The organism is Sagittula sp. SSi028, assembly GCF_048553715.1.
GTDB lineage: Bacteria > Pseudomonadota > Alphaproteobacteria > Rhodobacterales > Rhodobacteraceae > Sagittula.
This window is the reverse complement of sequence record NZ_JBLZNC010000003.1, coordinates 244,504-262,367: the sequence shown is the minus strand read 5'-3', so window position 1 is coordinate 262,367 and position 17,864 is coordinate 244,504. Positions and strand designations below refer to the sequence as shown.

The 17,864-nt window shown below is 64.6% G+C and carries 17 protein-coding genes; 8 read left to right on the top strand and 9 right to left on the bottom strand.

Annotated elements, in window-relative coordinates; all coding sequences use genetic code 11:
- The first annotated feature begins 45 nt into the window (after positions 1 to 45).
- The 3 genes from ACN5AZ_RS07425 (at position 46) to ACN5AZ_RS07415 (ending at position 3,970) form a co-directional block, all read left to right on the top strand.
- Positions 46 to 1,491, top strand: a complete 1,446-nt coding sequence (locus ACN5AZ_RS07425; RefSeq protein ID WP_419428227.1) for a cobyric acid synthase — start codon at positions 46 to 48, stop codon at positions 1,489 to 1,491.
- Between the two features lie 90 nt (positions 1,492 to 1,581).
- Positions 1,582 to 2,673: a carboxynorspermidine decarboxylase gene (locus ACN5AZ_RS07420; RefSeq protein WP_419428226.1), complete on the top strand. Its 1,092-nt coding sequence runs from the start codon at positions 1,582 to 1,584 to the stop codon at positions 2,671 to 2,673.
- Between the two features lie 43 nt (positions 2,674 to 2,716).
- A complete protein-coding gene (locus ACN5AZ_RS07415) occupies positions 2,717 to 3,970 on the top strand; it encodes a saccharopine dehydrogenase family protein (protein WP_419428225.1) in 1,254 nt (417 codons plus the stop codon).
- Between the two features lie 61 nt (positions 3,971 to 4,031).
- Here the strand turns inward: ACN5AZ_RS07415 and cobD are convergent, their stop codons facing one another.
- Genes cobD through ACN5AZ_RS07395 form a run of 4 tightly spaced genes read right to left on the bottom strand, consistent with a single transcriptional unit; the run spans position 4,032 to position 7,286 of the window.
- Positions 4,032 to 5,003 carry a threonine-phosphate decarboxylase CobD gene (cobD, locus tag ACN5AZ_RS07410; RefSeq protein WP_419428460.1) on the bottom strand — a complete coding sequence of 324 codons (972 nt, stop codon included), beginning with the start codon at positions 5,001 to 5,003 and terminating at the stop codon, positions 4,032 to 4,034.
- The gene (gene cbiB, locus ACN5AZ_RS07405) at positions 5,003 to 5,950 is read right to left on the bottom strand and encodes an adenosylcobinamide-phosphate synthase CbiB (RefSeq protein WP_419428224.1); all 948 of its coding nucleotides are present in this window, start codon (positions 5,948 to 5,950) and stop codon (positions 5,003 to 5,005) included. Before cbiB ends, cobD begins: the two co-directional genes overlap by 1 nt.
- The gene (locus ACN5AZ_RS07400; RefSeq protein WP_419428223.1) at positions 5,947 to 6,714 is read right to left on the bottom strand and encodes a propanediol utilization protein; all 768 of its coding nucleotides are present in this window, start codon (positions 6,712 to 6,714) and stop codon (positions 5,947 to 5,949) included. The genes cbiB and ACN5AZ_RS07400 overlap by 4 nt, the downstream gene beginning before the upstream one ends.
- The gene (locus ACN5AZ_RS07395; RefSeq protein ID WP_419428222.1) at positions 6,711 to 7,286 is read right to left on the bottom strand and encodes a histidine phosphatase family protein; all 576 of its coding nucleotides are present in this window, start codon (positions 7,284 to 7,286) and stop codon (positions 6,711 to 6,713) included. The genes ACN5AZ_RS07400 and ACN5AZ_RS07395 overlap by 4 nt, the downstream gene beginning before the upstream one ends.
- 77 nt (positions 7,287 to 7,363) lie before the next feature.
- Between ACN5AZ_RS07395 and cobU the strand changes: the two genes are divergently transcribed.
- The 3 genes from cobU to cobS are packed head-to-tail and all read left to right on the top strand — an operon-like array spanning position 7,364 to position 9,615.
- A complete protein-coding gene (gene cobU / locus ACN5AZ_RS07390) occupies positions 7,364 to 7,888 on the top strand; it encodes a bifunctional adenosylcobinamide kinase/adenosylcobinamide-phosphate guanylyltransferase (RefSeq protein WP_419428221.1) in 525 nt (174 codons plus the stop codon).
- Positions 7,872 to 8,888: a nicotinate-nucleotide--dimethylbenzimidazole phosphoribosyltransferase gene (gene cobT, locus ACN5AZ_RS07385; protein WP_419428220.1), complete on the top strand. Its 1,017-nt coding sequence runs from the start codon at positions 7,872 to 7,874 to the stop codon at positions 8,886 to 8,888. The genes cobU and cobT overlap by 17 nt, the downstream gene beginning before the upstream one ends.
- Entirely contained in the window at positions 8,881 to 9,615 is a 735-nt protein-coding gene (gene cobS, locus ACN5AZ_RS07380) for an adenosylcobinamide-GDP ribazoletransferase (RefSeq protein ID WP_419428219.1), read from the top strand. The genes cobT and cobS overlap by 8 nt, the downstream gene beginning before the upstream one ends.
- Before the next feature lie 2 nt (positions 9,616 to 9,617).
- Here the strand turns inward: cobS and ACN5AZ_RS07375 are convergent, their stop codons facing one another.
- Complete coding sequence (locus ACN5AZ_RS07375) at positions 9,618 to 10,613, bottom strand: aldo/keto reductase (RefSeq protein WP_419428218.1); 996 nt, start codon at positions 10,611 to 10,613, stop codon at positions 9,618 to 9,620.
- Between the two features lie 91 nt (positions 10,614 to 10,704).
- Positions 10,705 to 11,379 (bottom strand): response regulator, encoded by a 675-nt coding sequence (locus ACN5AZ_RS07370; RefSeq protein WP_419428217.1) that lies wholly within the window; start codon positions 11,377 to 11,379, stop codon positions 10,705 to 10,707.
- Between the two features lie 184 nt (positions 11,380 to 11,563).
- On the opposite strand from ACN5AZ_RS07370, the gene ACN5AZ_RS07365 reads away from it, so the two are divergent.
- Together ACN5AZ_RS07365 and ACN5AZ_RS07360 are read left to right on the top strand one after the other, a co-directional pair.
- Positions 11,564 to 12,259 (top strand): sensor histidine kinase, encoded by a 696-nt coding sequence (locus tag ACN5AZ_RS07365; RefSeq protein WP_419428216.1) that lies wholly within the window; start codon positions 11,564 to 11,566, stop codon positions 12,257 to 12,259.
- Between the two features lie 55 nt (positions 12,260 to 12,314).
- Positions 12,315 to 13,319 carry an Ldh family oxidoreductase gene (locus ACN5AZ_RS07360; protein WP_419428215.1) on the top strand — a complete coding sequence of 335 codons (1,005 nt, stop codon included), beginning with the start codon at positions 12,315 to 12,317 and terminating at the stop codon, positions 13,317 to 13,319.
- Here ACN5AZ_RS07360 and ACN5AZ_RS07355 read toward each other — a convergent pair.
- The 3 genes from ACN5AZ_RS07355 to ACN5AZ_RS07345 all read right to left on the bottom strand — a co-directional run bounded on the left by ACN5AZ_RS07355 (position 13,316) and on the right by ACN5AZ_RS07345 (position 17,814).
- The gene (locus ACN5AZ_RS07355; RefSeq protein WP_419428214.1) at positions 13,316 to 14,434 is read right to left on the bottom strand and encodes an iron-containing alcohol dehydrogenase; all 1,119 of its coding nucleotides are present in this window, start codon (positions 14,432 to 14,434) and stop codon (positions 13,316 to 13,318) included. The genes ACN5AZ_RS07360 and ACN5AZ_RS07355 overlap by 4 nt on opposite strands.
- Complete coding sequence (glpK, locus tag ACN5AZ_RS07350) at positions 14,431 to 15,933, bottom strand: glycerol kinase GlpK (protein ID WP_419428213.1); 1,503 nt, start codon at positions 15,931 to 15,933, stop codon at positions 14,431 to 14,433. Before glpK ends, ACN5AZ_RS07355 begins: the two co-directional genes overlap by 4 nt.
- A 159-nt stretch (positions 15,934 to 16,092) precedes the next feature.
- Positions 16,093 to 17,814 (bottom strand): extracellular solute-binding protein, encoded by a 1,722-nt coding sequence (locus ACN5AZ_RS07345; protein WP_419428212.1) that lies wholly within the window; start codon positions 17,812 to 17,814, stop codon positions 16,093 to 16,095.
- Positions 17,815 to 17,864: the final 50 nt, after the last annotated feature.

Here is a 17,864-nt window from a genome sequence, read left to right as displayed (position 1 = left end):
GAGCGGGCGTATCACCGCTCGGATTGATGACGGGAGGGGCGCGCCATGCCAGCTTTGATGATGCAGGGGACCGGGTCCAACGTGGGCAAATCGGTGCTGGTGGCGGGCCTGTGTCGCGCGGCGCGCAGGCGCGGTTTGTCGGTCGCCCCCTTCAAGCCGCAGAACATGTCCAACAACGCCGCCGTGACCGCTGACGGGGGCGAGATCGGGCGGGCGCAGGCCTTGCAGGCGCGGGCCTGCGGGCTGGAGCCTGTGGTGGATATGAACCCCGTCCTGCTGAAACCGGAAACCGATGTGGGCAGTCAGGTGATCGTGCAGGGCAAGCGTCTGGCCACAGTGCGCGCGCGCGATTACGCAGCACTGAAGCCGCAGCTGATGGCGCATGTGATGGACAGCTTCCACCGCCTGAAAGCGCAGCATGATCTGGTGATTGTCGAAGGCGCGGGCTCTCCGGCGGAGGTCAATCTGCGCGCCGGTGACATTGCCAACATGGGCTTTGCCGAGGCCGCGGCGCTGCCCGTGGTGCTGATCGGGGACATCGACCGGGGCGGCGTGATCGCGCAGATCGTGGGTACCCAAGCGGTGCTACCGGACGGGGACCGCAACCGCATCGCGGGCTTTGTCGTCAACAAGTTCCGTGGCGACCCGCGCCTGTTCGACGACGGCTATGACTTTATCGCGCGGCATACCGGCTGGCCCGGCTTTGGCACGGCCCCGTGGTTTACGGATGCGTGGAAACTGCCCGCCGAGGACGCGCAGGACATCCGGTCCAACGACGCCGCTGACGGGCTGCACATCGTCTGCCTGCATCTGTCGCGGATCGCCAATTTCGATGACCTCGACCCGCTGGCGCAGGAGCCGTCGGTGCGGCTGACGATGCTGGGAGCGGGACAGCCGATTCCCGGTGATGCGGATCTGGTGATCCTGCCCGGGTCGAAATCCACCCGTGGCGATCTGGCGTTTCTGCGCGCCCAAGGGTGGGACATCGACCTTTTGGCGCATCACCGGCGCGGCGGGCGCATTCTGGGGATTTGCGGCGGCTACCAGATGCTGGGGCATGTGGTGCGCGATCCCGATGGCATCGAAGGGCCGGCAGGCGAGACCGCCGGGCTGGGCTTGCTGGATGTGACCACCACCATGACCGGCGACAAACGTCTGACCCGCGTGACCGCCCGCCATGCCGCCACCGCCCTGCCCTTTCAGGGCTACGAGATCCACATCGGCCGCACCACAGGAGCCGATTGCGACCGCCCCTTTGCCATGCTGGACGCACAGCCCGACGGGGCGCGGTCTGCGGATGGCCGGGTGCAGGGCAGCTACTTGCACGGCATGTTCAGCGATGATGCCTTTCGTGCGGCGTGGCTGGCGGATCTGGGGGCGACTGCGGCCACGGACAGCTATGACGCGACGGTGGACGCCACGCTGGATGCGCTGGCCGATCACCTTGAGACGCATCTGGATGTGGCCGGATTGCTGGATCTTGCGCGCTGACGCCCCACATCGCCAATTGCGGCAGAGGCGCAGACCCGCTACACGCCGCGTGACCGCTTTGTCCTTTGCGCACAGGAAAGGCCCGCCGCCATGCAGACCCCCTATTACCTGATCGACAAATCCCGCCTTCTTCCCAATATGGAGAAGATCGCCCATCTGCGGGAAAAGTCCGGCGCAAAGGCGCTGTTGGCACTGAAATGTTTCGCCACATGGTCGGTGTTCGATTTCATGTCCGAGTATATGGATGGCACCACCTCGTCGTCGCTGTTCGAGATGAAGCTGGGGCGCGAGAAATTTCCCGGTGAGACCCACGCCTATTCCGTCGCATGGGCGCCGGACGAGATGGCAGAGGTGCTGGCCTCTTCGGACAAGGTGATCTTCAACACCGCCCAGCAGTTGCAGCGGTTCGAGGCGCAGTCGCGCGGCCACACCCGCGGCCTGCGGGTGAACCCCGGTGTGTCGACGTCGGAATTCGATCTGGCCGATCCGGCCCGCCCCTTCAGCCGTCTGGGCGAACACACGCCCGAGGACATCGCCCCCGTGGCCGATCTGGTGTCCGGCTTCATGTTCCACAACAACTGCGAAAACGACAGCTTTGAGCGGTTCGACGAGATGCTGGGCCAGATCGAGGACCGCTTTGGCGCGCTGATCAAACGGATGGAGTGGATCTCGCTTGGCGGCGGCATCCATTTCACCGGCGAGGGCTACCCGCTGGACCGCTTTGCCGAGCGGCTCAAACGCTTTGCCGGCGAGAACGAGGTGCAGGTCTACCTTGAACCCGGCGAGGCGGCGATCACCAATTCCACCACGCTGGAGGTCACCGTTCTGGACACGCTGCACAACGGCAAGAACCTTGCCATCGTCGACAGCTCGATCGAGGCGCATATGCTGGATCTGCTGATCTACCGCGAAAGCGCCAAGATGGCGGAACGCGGCGATCAGGAATGGATGATCTGCGGCAAAAGCTGTCTGGCCGGTGACATTTTTGGCGAATTCAAATTCGATCACGCCCTGAAACCCGGTGACCGGCTGTCCATGCAGGACGCCGCCGGTTACACAATGGTTAAGAAAAACTGGTTTAACGGCGTGCAGATGCCAGCCATTGCGATCCGCGAGCTTGACGGATCGGAGCGGCTGGTGCGCTCTTTTACCTACGACGATTTCGCGGCTGCCCTGTCGTGAGTGACCGCCCCCTTGCGGGGCCTTCATCAAAGGGAGTTCTGACTTGAAGAAGAACGTTCTCATCATCGGCGCCGGTGGCGTCGCGCAAGTGGTGGCGCACAAATGCGCCCAGAACAATGACGTGCTGGGTGATCTGCATATCGCAAGCCGCACGAAATCCAAATGCGACGCGATCATCGCCAGCGTGCATGAGAAATCCGCCATGAAGGTGGAGGGCACGTTTGACGCCCATGCAGTGGACGCCACCCAATCCGCCGAGGTCGCATCCCTGATCAACAAGACCGGCGCGCAGATCGTCATCAACGTGGGCACCGCCTTTGTGAACATGCACGTGCTGGACGCCTGCATCGAAACCGGCGCCGCCTATATCGACACGGCCATCCACGAAGAGCCCGACAAGATCTGCGAGACCCCGCCGTGGTACGCCAACTACGAGTGGAAGCGCCGCGACACCTGCGCGGAAAAGGGCGTGACCGCGATCCTTGGTGCCGGTTTCGATCCGGGCGTGGTGAATGCCTTTGCCCGCTTTGCCATCGACCAGATGGACGAGGTCAAGAGCATCGACATCGTCGACATCAACGCAGGTTCGCACGGCAAGTATTTCGCGACCAACTTTGACCCCGAGATCAACTTTCGCGAGTTCACGGGCGTCGTCTACTACTGGGAAGACCAGCAGTGGAAAGAGACGACCATGTTCGCCTCTGGCCACGAATGGGATCTGCCGGTGGTTGGCCCGTCCAAGGCCTACCAGTCCGGCCACGACGAGGTGCATTCGCTGGCGACCAACTACCCGCAGGCCGACGTGCGCTTCTGGATGGGCTTTGGCGACCACTACATCAACGTCTTTACCGTGTTGAAAAACATCGGCCTTCTGTCCGAACAGCCGGTGAAACTGGCCGATGGCGGCGAAGTGGTGCCGCTGAAGGTGGTCAAGGCCTGCCTGCCCGATCCCGCAAGCCTTGCGCCCGAATACACCGGCAAGACCTGCATCGGTGATCTGGTCAAAGGCGTGAAGGACGGCGAGGAGATCGAGCTGTTCGTCTATAACGTCGCCGACCACAAGGACGCGTTCAACGAGGTGGGCAGCCAAGGGATTTCCTACACCGCAGGCGTGCCGCCGGTTGCAGCGGCGATGCTGGTGGCCACCGGTGAATGGGATGCCAAGACGATGAAAAACGTCGAAGAGCTGGACCCCAAGCCGTTCTTCACCCTGCTGGACGGGATCGGCCTGCCGACCCGCGTCATCAAAGGCGGGCTTAAGGGCGAGGACATGCCCTGGACCGACTACGCGGGCTGAACGGCTTTGCCATGAAACATACGGGCGGGGCCAGTGGTCCCGCCTTTTTCATTGGCCCGCCCTATCGGCGGAGCGCGTCAAACGCCGCCGCGACCTGCGGCCATTCCTGCGGTGCGGGCAGGCCCAGCCTGATCCAGTGTGTGCTGTAGGGAAAGATGCGCGACCAGATATGCTGGCGCGCCAGATGATCCTGTGCCGCAGCGGCGTCCGGCGTGGTGTAGGTGCGAAACAGCTCGGTCCCGCCCGCAAGGGTCCAGCCCGCCTGCTGTGCCAGCGCATCCATACGGGCGCAATCCGCATGCAGCCGTTCCACCGTCTCCGCCTGCCAAGCGGCATCCGTCAGCGCCGCGCGCGCCAGCGTGATCGCGGGACCGGAGACCGGCCAGGGACCTGCGATTTCGCGCAGCCGTGTGGCCACAGCCCCTTGGCCGATGGCAAAGCCCAGCCGCACGCCTGCGAGCCCGTAGAACTTTCCAAAGGATCGCAGCACCAGCACATTGTCGGGCAGGTCGTGGCGCGCCAGTGACAGATCGGGACGCGCATCGCCAAAGCTTTCGTCTACCACCAACAGCCCGACGCCAGACGCCAGCTGCAAAAGCTGCTCGGGCGTGACAATGCGGCCGTCGGGATTGTTCGGGGTGACAACCACAGCCAGATCCGCCCCGGCTAAACTGCACAGGTCCGGCGTCTCCGTCACGGTCCAGCCGCTCGCGCGCAGGCAGGCGGCGTGTTCGTTGTAGGTGGGCGTCAGCACGCGCGCCTGCCCCGTGGGCCGCAAAAAGGGCACCGCCTGAATGGCGGCCTGCGCCCCTGCGGTGGCCACGATCTGCGCCGCAGTGCCATAGGCGTGGCGCGCCGCCTGTTCCAGACCGGCCATGTCGCGCGCCGTGGGCAGCGCCTGCCACGCATCCTGCGCGATTGGCGGCAGCGGGTAGCTGACACGATTGATGCCGGTGGACAGATCGACCCAGTCCTGCGCCGCGCCGCCGTATGTGGCCTGCGCCGCGTCCAGATTTCCGCCGTGATCGCGCATCATGCGCCTCCCCCTGCCAGTGCCAGCACCATAACCACCCCGAGCACGCCCGCCGCGCCCCAGACCGCGCGCCGGAACATCGCCAGTGCCGCGACCATGGCGGCACCGTCCGCATCACCGCCTTCGGCGTTCAACCACGGCTCTTGCGCCACGTGGGTTTCGTACACCCGTGGCCCAGACAGCCGCACGCCGATTGCACCGGCCATCGCCCCTTCGGGCCAGCCAGCATTGGGCGAGCGGTGCTGGCCTGCATCACGCCACATCACGCGCCACGCGGGACGCCCGCCCCACAGCGCGATCAGACCGCCGGTCAGCCGCGCGGGCAACAGGTTCGCCACGTCATCAATGCGCGCAGCCGCTTTGCCAAAGGCCTCATACCGGTCCGAACGATGGCCGATCATCGAATCCATCGTGTTGATCGCCTTGTAGATGACGATCCCCGGCAGCCCCGCGATCAGCCCCCAGAATAGCGGGGCGATCACCCCGTCAGAGGCGTTCTCGGACAGGCTTTCGATGCCCGCACGGGCCACCCCTGCGGTATCAAGCCGCGTCACATCCCGCCCGACGATCATGGCCACCGCCTGTCGCGCCGCCGCCAGATCCCCTTGGGCCAAGGGCTGCGCCACAGCGTCGACATGGTCATGCAACGACCGCGCCGCCACAAAGGGCCATGCAAGCACGCCAAGCACCACCGCCCCAACCCATCCCGCAGGCAAGGCCCAAGCCACCAGCGCCGCCAGCCCGCCAGACAGGCCGCAGACCATCACAACCGTCAAAGCGCCCGCCGCGATGCGCGCGCCCCGTGAGCCTGTATTGAACCGCCGCTCCAGCGCCGAGATCAGACGCCCCATCCAGACCACGGGATGGCCCACGGCGCGAAACAGCCGGTCCGGCCAGCCGACCTGCGCGTCTATGGCCAAGGCCACCAGCATCGCCAAGGCCATCATGGCGCACCTCCCGTGTCAAAGCGCAGCACATCCGTCAAACCGGCGGCGCGCAAGGCAGGCAGCGCCTGGTCCGGCACCGCCCCACGGGCAAAGATCAGCCCGCGTGCTGATCCGGTATGGGCGCGCAGCTCTCCCAAAGCGCCCAGGCTGCGGCGCAGATCCGGCATCGGACCGGCACCGCCGCGCCGCGCAGCACACCGCTGCGCCGATTGCGTGGCCACAGCGGCGGCGGCACTCAGGTCTTGCGCCGCGACCGCGCTGCGCCATGCGGTGACCAGATCGCCCACGTCGGCGAAATTGCTATCGTTCGGGTCCGTACGCTCGGGCGCGCCCCAGAAGCCGCCCACCACGGTGCAGGGCGGCGGCCGCGGGAAATCCGCCACGCTGCGCGCTGCGCGCGAGGCCCACAGCCTGCGGTCCGGCGCGTCGAACATCACGGGATCACAGGCCCCTTCGACCGCAAGGCAGGCCTGCGCCAACTGCTCGGCGCTGCCCTGAAACCCCATGGCCCGCGCCACCGCGACCAAAGCCGCTGTGGATGCCCCTGCCCCGCCGCCTGCGGGCATGTCGGCACGCACCTTGGGCAGCGGCCCTGTCAGCCCCAGACCGTCAGCAAACGCGCGCAAGACAGGGTCCGGGAACAACGCCGTGCCATCGCGATGGCTGCTGACCGCCAGCGCGTCGCAGGCCACGGTCACCAAGACCACCTGCCCGTCCATCAACCCCTGCAGCCATTCGCCGAAATGCCCCGCAACCCGTGTCACAGCCCGCCCCCGTTGACCTGACGCACCGACACGGCAGCGCCCTGCCAGACGCCCAAACGGGTGGCCGACAGCGGCGCGATCTCGAACGCCAATGCCCCGCCACGCGCGCCCAGAACCTGCCCCAGCGCAGCGCGGATCACACCGGCATGGGCCACCACCGCCACCGGCCCCACGGCCTGCTTGGCGATCTCGGACAGTGCGGGCGCGATCCGGTCACACAGGTCGTCAAAGCTTTCGCCACCCGGCCAGCGATGGGCCGCCAGCGCGGGTCCGTCCAGCTCTCCGATGTCGGGAAGATCGCTGAGCGCCGCGCCATCGTAGCGGCCGAAATTCTGCTCCCACAGGCGCGCGTCTTCCGCCGCCTGATGGTCAGGAAACAGCGCCTGCGCGGTAGACACGCAGCGGCGCGCAGGGCTGGTGATCACGCATTGCGGATCGGGCAGCATGGCGCGCAACGCCGCCACGGCGTCCGCCTCGATGCGCGCGGGGAAATCCGTGCGGCCCGCCAAACGTCCCGGCACCGCCACCGGCGCATGCCGTATCAGGATCAGTTCCGCCCGTGCCTGTGCCATCGCCTGTGCTGTCCTTACGTCTATTGCGCCGTTTTGAGGCTTTTCAAAACGGGGCGAACCTGCTTTTTCACGAGATCATGGAAAAGTCGATACTCATCACGGGCGGGGCACGTTCGGGAAAGTCCGAACTGGCCGAACGGCTGGCGCTGCGCCCGACGGGACGCGCCATCTATATCGCCACGGCCGAAGCCTGGGACGATGAGATGCGCGCCCGCATCAAAACCCACCAGGACCGGCGCGGCGCGGAATGGACCAACCTGCACGCGCCCATGGATCTGTGCAGCGCGCTGCGCGACAGCGATGGCGGCGATCCAAGGCTGGTTGATTGCCTGACGCTGTGGCTGACCAATCTGATGCTGTCCGAGCGCGATTGGCGTGCCGCAACGGAACAGCTGTGTGATGTGCTGACGCAACAAAGCGCACCTGTGGTGCTGGTGACAAACGAGGTGGGCGCAGGCATTGTGCCCGACAACAAACTGGCGCGCGATTTTCGTGATGCCGCAGGCTGGCTGAACCGCCGCGTGGCCGAGATCTCGGAGACCGTGATCCTGACCGTCGCAGGCTGCCCAATCAAGGTGAAACCCAATGACACTCCTATCTGATCTGACCACATTGGCCGAGGTCGAGGCCCTTGCCGCAACCCTGCCAGACGCCGACGCCGATGCCATTGCCGCCGCGCGCGCCCGTCAGGACAGCCTGACCAAACCGCCCAAAGCCTTGGGCCGGCTCGAAGATCTCGCCTGTTTTATGGCGGGGTGGCAGCGCAGCGAGCGTCCCTCTGTCGGGCAGGCGCAGGCCATTGTGTTTGCGGGCAACCACGGGATCTGCGCCAAGGGGGTGAACCCTTTTCCGCAAGAGGTCACCGCCCAAATGGTGGCGAATTTCGAACATGGCGGCGCGGCGATCAACCAGCTGTGTCGTGCCAGCGGGGCCGATCTGGAGGTGGTGGCGTTGGATCTTGACCGCCCCACTGCGGATTTCTCCGAAGGGCGCGCCATGACCGAGGCCGAGGTGCTGGAGGCGATGGCGCGCGGTGCGGCGGCCATCCCGCCCAGCGCGGGCACCCTGATCCTTGGCGAGATGGGCATCGGCAATTCCACCGTCGCGGCGGCGCTGGCCTGTGCGGCCTTTGGCGGTGACGCTGCGGATTGGGTCGGGCGCGGCACAGGGTCCGACGCCGAAGGCAAGGCGCTGAAGGCCCGCGTGATCGAACAGGGCCGCCAGATGCACGCCGATGCGACGGGGCTTGCGCTGCTCTGCGCCTATGGCGGACGCGAACAGGCGGCGATCTGCGGCGCCGTGATCGAGGCGCGCGCCCGCCGCATTCCCGTGATCCTTGACGGCTACATCTGCACGGCGGCGGTGGCCCCGCTGTTTGCCGCCGATCCGGCGTTCCTTGATCATTGTATCGTGGGGCACCAAAGCGCCGAACCCGGCCATGCGCGCCTGCTGGACGCCATGGGCAAGACCCCTGTTCTGACGCTGGACATGGCGCTTGGCGAAGGATCGGGCGCAGCCTTGGCCCTGTCGGTGCTGCGCGCGGCGCTGGAGTGCCACAATGGCATGGCAACCTTTGCAGAGGCGCAAGTGTCCGGTGGCTAGGCGCCGCTGGTTTGACGAGGCGCGGCTGGCGGTGATGTTTCTCACCCGCCTGCCTGTGGGCCGCCTGTCAGATCCGGTGCCGGATCTGGCGCAGGTGCGATGGGCCTTTCCGCTGGTCGGGCTGATCGTCGGCGCCATGGTGGCGGGGGGCTGGGTCGTGCTTGGCGCGTTGGGGTTTGCGCCACTGCTGGCCGCGGCACTGGCGCTTGCCGCGCAGGTGATGATCACAGGGGCGCTGCATTTCGACGGGCTGGCGGATACGGCGGACGGTCTGGGCGGCGGTCGCGACCGCGCGCATGTCCTGCAGATCATGCGCGACAGCCGGTTGGGCAGTTACGGTGCCGTGGCGCTTGGCCTTTGTGCCCTGATCTGGGTGCTGGCGCTGGCGGACACGGCCCATGGGGGACTGGCGTTGATCAGCGTGGCGGTGGCCAGCCGTCTGGCCATGCTGGTCGTTCTGGTCGAATTGCCCGCCGCGCGGGAGGACGGATTGGGGCAATCCGCCGGAGGGTCGCGCCGCCCCTATCTGTTGGGCGCGGTTTTGTCCGTGGCTTTGATGAGCTGCTTTGGCTGGCTGGGACTGGCGGCCGCATTGGCGATGGGAACGGTTTCCCTGTTTGTGGCCCGGCGTGCGCGCCGTCGCATCGGTGGTCAAACCGGCGACATCTGCGGCGCGACACAGCTTTTGTCGGAGACCGCCGGACTGGCGATCCTGTCTTTGGCTTAAGCTTAGCAATACCCCTCGGGGCCATTGGATTGCGCAACCGAATAGCGATCCCCGTGACACCAGCCCACGGGCAGCCGCCGCTCGATCTCAAGGATCAGTTCGGGGTCCATCAGGCTTTCGGCCCCCTGCACCAATTCGGCAAAATGGGCGCAAGAACGGGTGCCCGGTATCGTGACGATGCTGCGGCTTTGGCCCAGAACCCAAGCGATGGCCAAGGCCGCTGCAGGCACCCCGACCTCTGCGGCGAGGTCGCGAAAGCCCGCACTGGCCTGTAGGTTGCGTTCCAGATTGCCCGGCGCAAATCGCGGGTTGCTGGACATGAACGGGTTGTCATCGAATTTTCCGGGCTGGGGCGGGCGATCCGTCAGCAAGCCGCGCCCGACCGATGAGAATGCGACCAATGTGGTGCCCAACGCCTCGCAGGTCTGGATCAGACCCAATTCCGGCAGACGCGTTTGCAGAGAATATTCCGACTGCACCGCCGCAACGGGGGCCACGCGGGCGGCGCGGCGCAGCGAGGCGGGCGAGATTTCGGAAAAACCAAAGGCCGCGATCTTTCCCTTTTGCTGCAGGGCAACGAGACTTTCGACCACCTCCTCGATCGGGATGCGCTGGTCGCGGCGGTGGACATAGAACAGATCCACACGATCGACGCCGAGCCGGGACAGGCTGGCATCAAGCTCGGATTCGAGATGTTCGGGCGAATTGTCGAAACACCGCTGGCCCGTGGCGTCCGTTGTGATGCCAGCCTTGGTGGCGATCAGGAAAGGGCTGGGGCCGCCGCGTTTGGCAAGCCAAGTTCCGATGGCCTGTTCGGACCGCCCCATGCCGTAGATGTTGGACGTATCCACATGGGTCACCCCCGCATCCACGGCCGCATCGAGAATGGCATGGGACTGGTCTTCGGTCACAGGGCCGTAGAAGTCTGAAAAAGACATCCCTCCTACGCCCAAAGCCGATATCTCTGGCCCATCGCTGCCCAAATTGCGTTTCAGCATCACACTCCCCCGTTTTGTGTCGGCCCCCGTGGTATGTCGGGATTATGCCGGACCGTCGGGCGGCTGCCACCGAAAACTTCTACACTGTGGTCTAGCGGAATTTCAGCGGCTCATCAGAGTCGAAAAGATAAGAGACATTCCATGCATCGGGGTCTGTGAGCCCCTTGCTGGCCAGCATGTCGATGATGCGTTTGTCGATGGTGTCGATAAATTTGCCGAACTCCATCTCGTCGCGCACGACTTTGGCCACGTCTTTGGCGATTTGCACCCTTTGCTGGGCCAAAAGCTCTCCGATCCAGTGGCGGGAGGCTTCGGAAAACACCTTGGCCGAGGCGATCATGATTTCCCGCAGTTTGTCCGGGTCCAGCGCATCCTTGTTCAGGCAGTCCAGCGATCCCTTTTTCATCGATGCCACGGCCACATCGGTGCGCATTTCGGACGAGATCATAACCACGGCGGCGGCAAAGTTCATCGGATGGTTGTTCACCAGACGTTGCGCCGCCAGCCCGTTGCCCTTGGGCAGCATATAATCGATCAAAATGACGTCGTAGGACCGTTCGTCCAAGGCCTGTTCAAACTGTTCGATATCGGACGTCATATAGGTGTTGATGGGCAAACCGGTCTTGCCACAGGCCCGTTCGATCCGGCTGCGATCAAAATTGCTGTCGTCCAGCACCAGCACCTCGAACGTGCCTTTGGAGCGTGTGTCGTTACCGCCAAAAGGCAGCGGGTGCGCGTTATGCAAATCCTCGGTTCTGTGTTCCACTGCGTTCACCGCTCCGCCATTTCACCACCTCGGATTGCTTACCCAAGACCACGGAATTAACCAAAAACTCCTTCCTTCGGTATTTCATCGAATTTGCCGCAAAACCGCGATTGAAGGCGTTTGGGCTGTCGTTTGAGGACGTGCTACGAAGGCCCCCTAGACCAAACGCCGAGCAAAACCTGATATGGACCACGCGCAGCAAGAGTTTGAAGCCCAGCTTTATATCATCACCCATGATCTAAAGACCTACTCGCGCGCGATGCGTGTCATCCCCGACTGGATCGAGGAGGATATGACCGATTCCGGTTCCGCCATTCCCCCGGTGGTCGGGGAACATATTGAAATGCTGCAGAAATACGCGCGCGGGATGGATGCAATGCTCGACAGTCTGACAGATCTGTCCCGCGTTGGGCGACTTGCCGATGCGCCGACCACCATTGCGCTGCGCCCGGCGGTGGAACGCATTTGGCAGACGTTGCCGCAGCGACAAAACTACACTTTGGATGTGGACCACCTGAACGGTGCAACGCGCGCGCCCGTGAATGATCTGGACCGATTGCTTACGGCACTGCTGTCCAATGCCGTGGTCCATCGGGGCGATCCGGCCGGGCGGGTTGCCGTCAGATCCCACAGGCAGGGGGATCGCATTGCCCTTTGCGTTCTGGACGATGGACCTGGCGTGGACCCTGAAGTTCACGAACAGGTCTTTACCCCACTGTACACCCTGCGACCCAAGGACGAAACGGGCTTTAGCGGCATGGGTCTGGCCATCGCCAGAAAAGTCGTCGGCACCCTTGGCGGGCAGATCCGCTTTGCCACGCCGCCTGATGATTGGTCATGCTGCATCGAATGTGATCTGCCAGCCGCGACACAGGTTTGAGCATAGCGCCCCGCTGCGCTACCCCTATGCGGGCAACCACCGCAAAGGACCGACCATGACAACACTTCGGCTGACCCGCGACGAGGTCCACGATCTGGCGACTCGAACGCTGCAAAAAGCAGGCTACGGGCCGAACCATGTGCGCGCCATCGCGGATATGTTGACCACATGCCAGATGGATGACTGCCGAAGCCACGGTCTGTTCCGGCTGTTTATGTGTGTGGAAACCACCCGCAGCGGACAGGTGGATCCGACGGTTGAGCCGCAATTGACCTTGGACGACAGCGCGGTGGTGCGCGTCGATGCCAAGGGCGCCATTTCGCTGCGTGCGGTTCAGGCCGCGATGGCGCCGTTGATCGACCGTGCGCGCAGCTTCGGGATCGCGGCCTTGGCGGTGAACCGCTGCTACCATTTCTCCGCCCTCTGGCCCGAGATCGAACAGCTCAACCGTGCAGGTCTGGCGGCGCTGTCGATGGTGCCCAGCCACGCATGGGTCGCCCCTGCGGGCGGCACGCGCGGCGCTTTGGGCACGAACCCGATTTCCTTTGGCTGGCCACGTTCGGAGGATCCTTTTGTCTTCGACTTTGCCACATCGGCCTTTGCGCGGGGCGAAATCGAGCTTTACCGCCGTGCGGGCAAGCCCCTGCCCGAAGGCGTCGCGCTGGATCGCGCGGGACAGCCGACCACGGATCCGCAGGCCGCGATGGACGGGGCCATGTGCACTTTTGGCGGCTACAAAGGCTCGGCCCTGTCGATCATGGTCGAACTGATGGCCGGCCCTTTGATCGGGGATCTCACCAGTCTCGACAGTATGGCCCATGCACAAGGGCGCCCGGAGGCCCCGTTTCACGGGCAAATCATCCTCGCCTTTGACCCGGAGCGGCTGTCAGGTGGGCAGCACTCGGATGGCGATGCCCGGGCAGAGCGGCTGTTTGCCGAGATCGGGGCGCAAGGGGCGCGGCTGCCGTCGCAACGGCGCTACGCCGCCCGCGCCCGCAATACGGCGCGGGGCTTTGTCGAGGTGTCAAAGCAATTGATTGATGATATTCGCGCGCTTTAGAGCGCGCGACCCTCTGCCAGTATCTCTTGTAGAATGGCGGGTGGCAGGCTGACGGGGTTGCCTTTCATAGACGAGGACGACGCGGCCATATCGGCCACGGTGGCGTCCTCCATAGCGCCCATCTGTGCCAGCGGCGCGCCCGACAGAAAACCTGTCAGCGCATCAGCGGCGGTGTCGCCCGTGCAGACCGCCGTGACCCAGCGGTCCACATCGTCAAAACGCGCGACGGACAGCCCCGCCTGCTGACAGGCGTGGCGATTGGCGCGCAGGACCGCAGGCAGCAGGCGCGCACAAATCGCACCATGCGGGGCGCCGGTTTGCCCGCCGATCACCCCCGCCAGCCCGTGCACCGCCCCCAGACCTGCGTTGGCCAGCGCGATGCCCGACAGATGGGCTGCGGCCAACAAAGTGTCGCGGGCCTGCGCGTCCTCCCCGCGCGAAAGGGTCATCAGCGCGTGCATTGTGGGACCGATGGCTGCGGCACAGATCGCATCGGTTTCAGGCATCGCGCGGCTGCTGAGGTAGGGTTCGATCAATTGCGTCAGCGCGTCCATGCCGCAGGCCAGCGTCACCGGCCAAGGCGTCCCATCGGTCAGCGCGCCGTCCAGAACCGCCACATCCGGCAACATGCGCGCATCGCGCAAGGATACTTTGCGGCGGTGCTCCGGCACGTCGATCACCGCGTTTTTGGTGGCCTCCGCACCGGTCCCGGAGGTGGTGGGCACCGCGATATAAAACAAAGGATCGGTTGTGAGCGGCAGCCCCTGACCGACGACTTCGAGATGGTCCAGCGGATCGCCCGTGGCGGGCAACAGTGCCGCCAGCGCCTTGCCCAGATCGATGACCGACCCGCCGCCCACGGCGACCACCGTTTCGGGGCGCAAGGGGCGCAGGTCCTGCAAATGGGTGACTAGCGCGGGCAAGGACGGCTCCCCCTGCCCTGTGATGACCTGCACATCGCGGCCCAAAGCACGCAGATCCGCCACAAGATCATCCGCCCAGCGGGCAGAGGCCCCGCGCACCACCACGGCGGGACCGCCCCCCGTGATGCAATCGATCACGCGCGCACGGCTGCCCCGCCCTGTCAGCGTGCGGCGCGGCACCAATAGGGTCACGATGCATACCCGATGGTTGCGTCCACCGCCTTGCGCCACGCGGCATAGCGCGCGTCACGGGTGGCGGTCTCCATCGCCGGTTCAAAGCCCTTTTCCGCGCTCCATCCGGCGGCAAAGCTGTCCATATCCGGCAACAGCCCCAACTGGCTGCCCGCCAGCCATGCCACGCCGGTTGCTGTGGTTTCCAGCACATGCGGCCGTTCCACCGGCGCGTCGATGATGTCGGACAGGAATTGCATCGCGTAGTCAGAGGCGCTCATCCCGCCGTCCACGCGCAAAGTGGCCTCTTGGGCGGCGTCATTGGCCCCGGCCCAATCCGCGCGCATTGCGTCCAACAGATCACGGGTCTGGAAACCGACACTTTCAAGCGCGGCACGGGCGAATTCCGCCGGGCCGGAGCCACGGGTCAGCCCGAAAATCGCGCCCCGACATTCGGCGTTCCAGTAAGGCGCGCCCAGACCGGTAAAGGCGGGCACCAGCACGACCTCTTGGGCGTCGTCGGCGCGTTCCGCCAGCGGTTGGGTTTCGGCGGCGTTGCGAATGATCTGCAACCCGTCGCGCAGCCATTGCACCACGGCCCCCGCGATAAAGATCGACCCTTCCAAAGCATAGGTCGGCTTGCCGTCCAGCTGATAGGCAATGGTGGTCAGCAGCCGGTTTTGCGACCGCACGGGTTCAGAGCCGGTGTTGAGCAGTGCAAAACACCCTGTCCCGTAGGTCGATTTCAACATGCCCGGCTGAAAGCACGCCTGCCCGATGGTGGCGGCCTGCTGGTCGCCTGCGATGCCGCGGATCGGGATCGGTTTGCCAAACAGATCGGCGCGGGTTTCGCCAAAATCGGCGGCGCAATCGCGCACTTCGGGCAGCATGGACATGGGAATGTTCAGCTTGTCGCAGATGGTCTTGGACCAGCGGCCTTTGCGGATGTCATACAGCATGGTGCGCGCGGCGTTGGTGGCATCGGTCAGATGCTGCGCTCCACCGGTGAGGTTCCAGACCAGCCAGCTGTCGACGGTGCCGAAACACAACTCTCCTGCTTCGGCACGGGCGCGCGCGCCGTCGACATTGTCGAGCAACCAGGCAAGCTTGGTGCCGGAGAAATACGGGTCCAGCAGCAGGCCGGTGCGGTCGGTCACCACATCTTCGAAGCCTTCCGCTTTCAGCGCCTTGCACACATCCGAAGTGCGGCGGTCCTGCCAGACGATAGCGTTGTGGATCGGCTTGCCGGTCTTGCGGTCCCAGACAACGGTTGTCTCGCGCTGGTTGGTGATGCCGATGGCGGCAATGTCTTCGGCGCGCACGCCGGCCTTTTCCATCACACCGCGACAGGTGGCCGCTGTGGTGGTCCAAAGGTCCGAACAGTCGTGTTCAACCCAGCCGCTGGCGGGATAATGCTGGGCAAATTCTTCCTGCGCGGAGGCGGTGACCTTCAGCGCCGCATCAAACAGCATCGCGCGCGTGGAGGTGGTGCCTTGGTCAATGGCAAGGATCAGCGTCATGGAAGCCTCGTGTGGTTCGGTGTTCTCGGGGTCCGGCGGCGGGCCTCGACCCATGTGCGGGAGGCCAGAAAACGACGGCGGACAAGGATGTGCAAGGGGGCGCGGCCACAGCTGCGCCAAGGCGGTCGGGGCCCGCAACAGGCCCCGACCCAAATCGGCTTACTGCCAGGACTTGATCAGCTCATCATATGCGATGGTGATCGGCTCTTCGTCCTCGTTTTCCAGCTTCGCCTTGGGCGAGCCTTCCTGCGACAGCCAGTACTCGGGGTCCTGCTCTTCGTTCAGCTTCGGGCCGATGTCGCCCTGAATGCCGGCACGTTCGAGACGTTCCATGACCTTTTCCTGATCCTCGCACAGCGCGTCGAGCGCCTCTTGCGGGGTTTTCGCACCGGACATTGCGTCACCGATGTTCTGCCACCACAGCTGCGCCAGCTTGGGGTAGTCAGGCACGTTGGTGCCGGTGGGCGACCACTGCACGCGCGCGGGCGAGCGGTAGAATTCCACCAGACCGCCCAGCTTGTCCGCACGTTCGGTGAAGGACTCGTGCTGGATCGAGCTTTCGCGGATGAAGGTCAGGCCCACGTGTGATTTCTTCACGTCCACGGTCTTGGAGGTGACGAACTGCGCGTAAAGCCACGCGGCCTTGGCGCGATCCTCGGGGGTGGATTTCATCAGCGTCCAGCTGCCTACGTCCTGATACCCGATCTTGGTGCCTTCTTCCCAGTAAACGCCATGCGGGGACGGGGCCATGCGCCACTTGGGCGTGCCGTCCTCGTTCATCACCGGCAGGTCGGGCTTGACCGTGTCGGCGGTGAAGGCGGTGTACCAGAACATCTGCTGGGCCACGTTGCCCTGTGCGGGGATCGGGCCTGCCTCGGAGAAGGTCATGCCAGCCGCTGCGGGGGGCGTGTATTTTTCCAGCCATTCGATGGCCTTGGTCACGGCGTAAACCGCTGCGGGGCCGTTTGTGGCACCGCCACGCGCAACGCAGGAGCCCACGGGCTGGGACTGCTCGTTCACGCGGATGCCCCATTCGTCCACCGGCAGGCCGTTGGGCTCACCCTTGGACCCGGCACCAGCCATGGAGAGCCACGCATCGGTGTAGCGCCAGCCAAGGCTCGGGTCTTTCTTGCCATAGTCCATGTTGCCAAAGACTTCGCCATCGACGCCCATGTGCGACAGGTCACGCCCGGTAAAGAATTCGGCGATGTCCTCATACGCCGACCAGTTCACGGGAACGCCCAGCTCGTAGCCGTATTTCTCTTGGAAGTCGGCCTTGTTCTTGTCGTCGTTGAACCAGTCGTAGCGGAACCAATACAGGTTCGCGAACTGCTGGGTCGGCAGCTGGTAGAGCTTGCCATCGGGGGCCGAGGTGAAATCGGTGCCGATGAAGTCTTCGAGATCCAGCGTGGGCAGCGTGACGTCTGCGCCCTCGTTCGCCATCCAGTCGGTCAGGTTGCGCACCTGCTGATAACGCCAGTGCGTGCCGATCAGGTCGGAATCATTGACGTATCCGTCATAGATGTTCTCGCCCGACTGCATCTGTGTCTGCAGCTTTTCGACAACGTCGCCTTCGCCGATCAGGTCGTGGGTGACCTTGATGCCGGTGATGGCCTCGAACGCCGGTGCCAGCACCTGCGATTCATATTCGTGGGTGGTGATGGTTTCGGAGACGACTTTGATCTCCATGCCCTGCATGGGGGCTGCGGCGTCGATGAACCACTGCATCTCGGCCTCTTGGTCCGCACGCGACAGCGCGGACATATCGCCGATTTCCTCATCCAGAAACGCTTTGGCCGCGTCCATATCGGCAAATGCCGCCCCGCCCGTCAGGCTGAGCGCCACCGCCAGAGCGGTGGTCGATTTCAATGAAAAGTTCATATGGTTTCCTCCCTTATAAGAACTTTCGATCGATGGGGCGCCCTGAAATA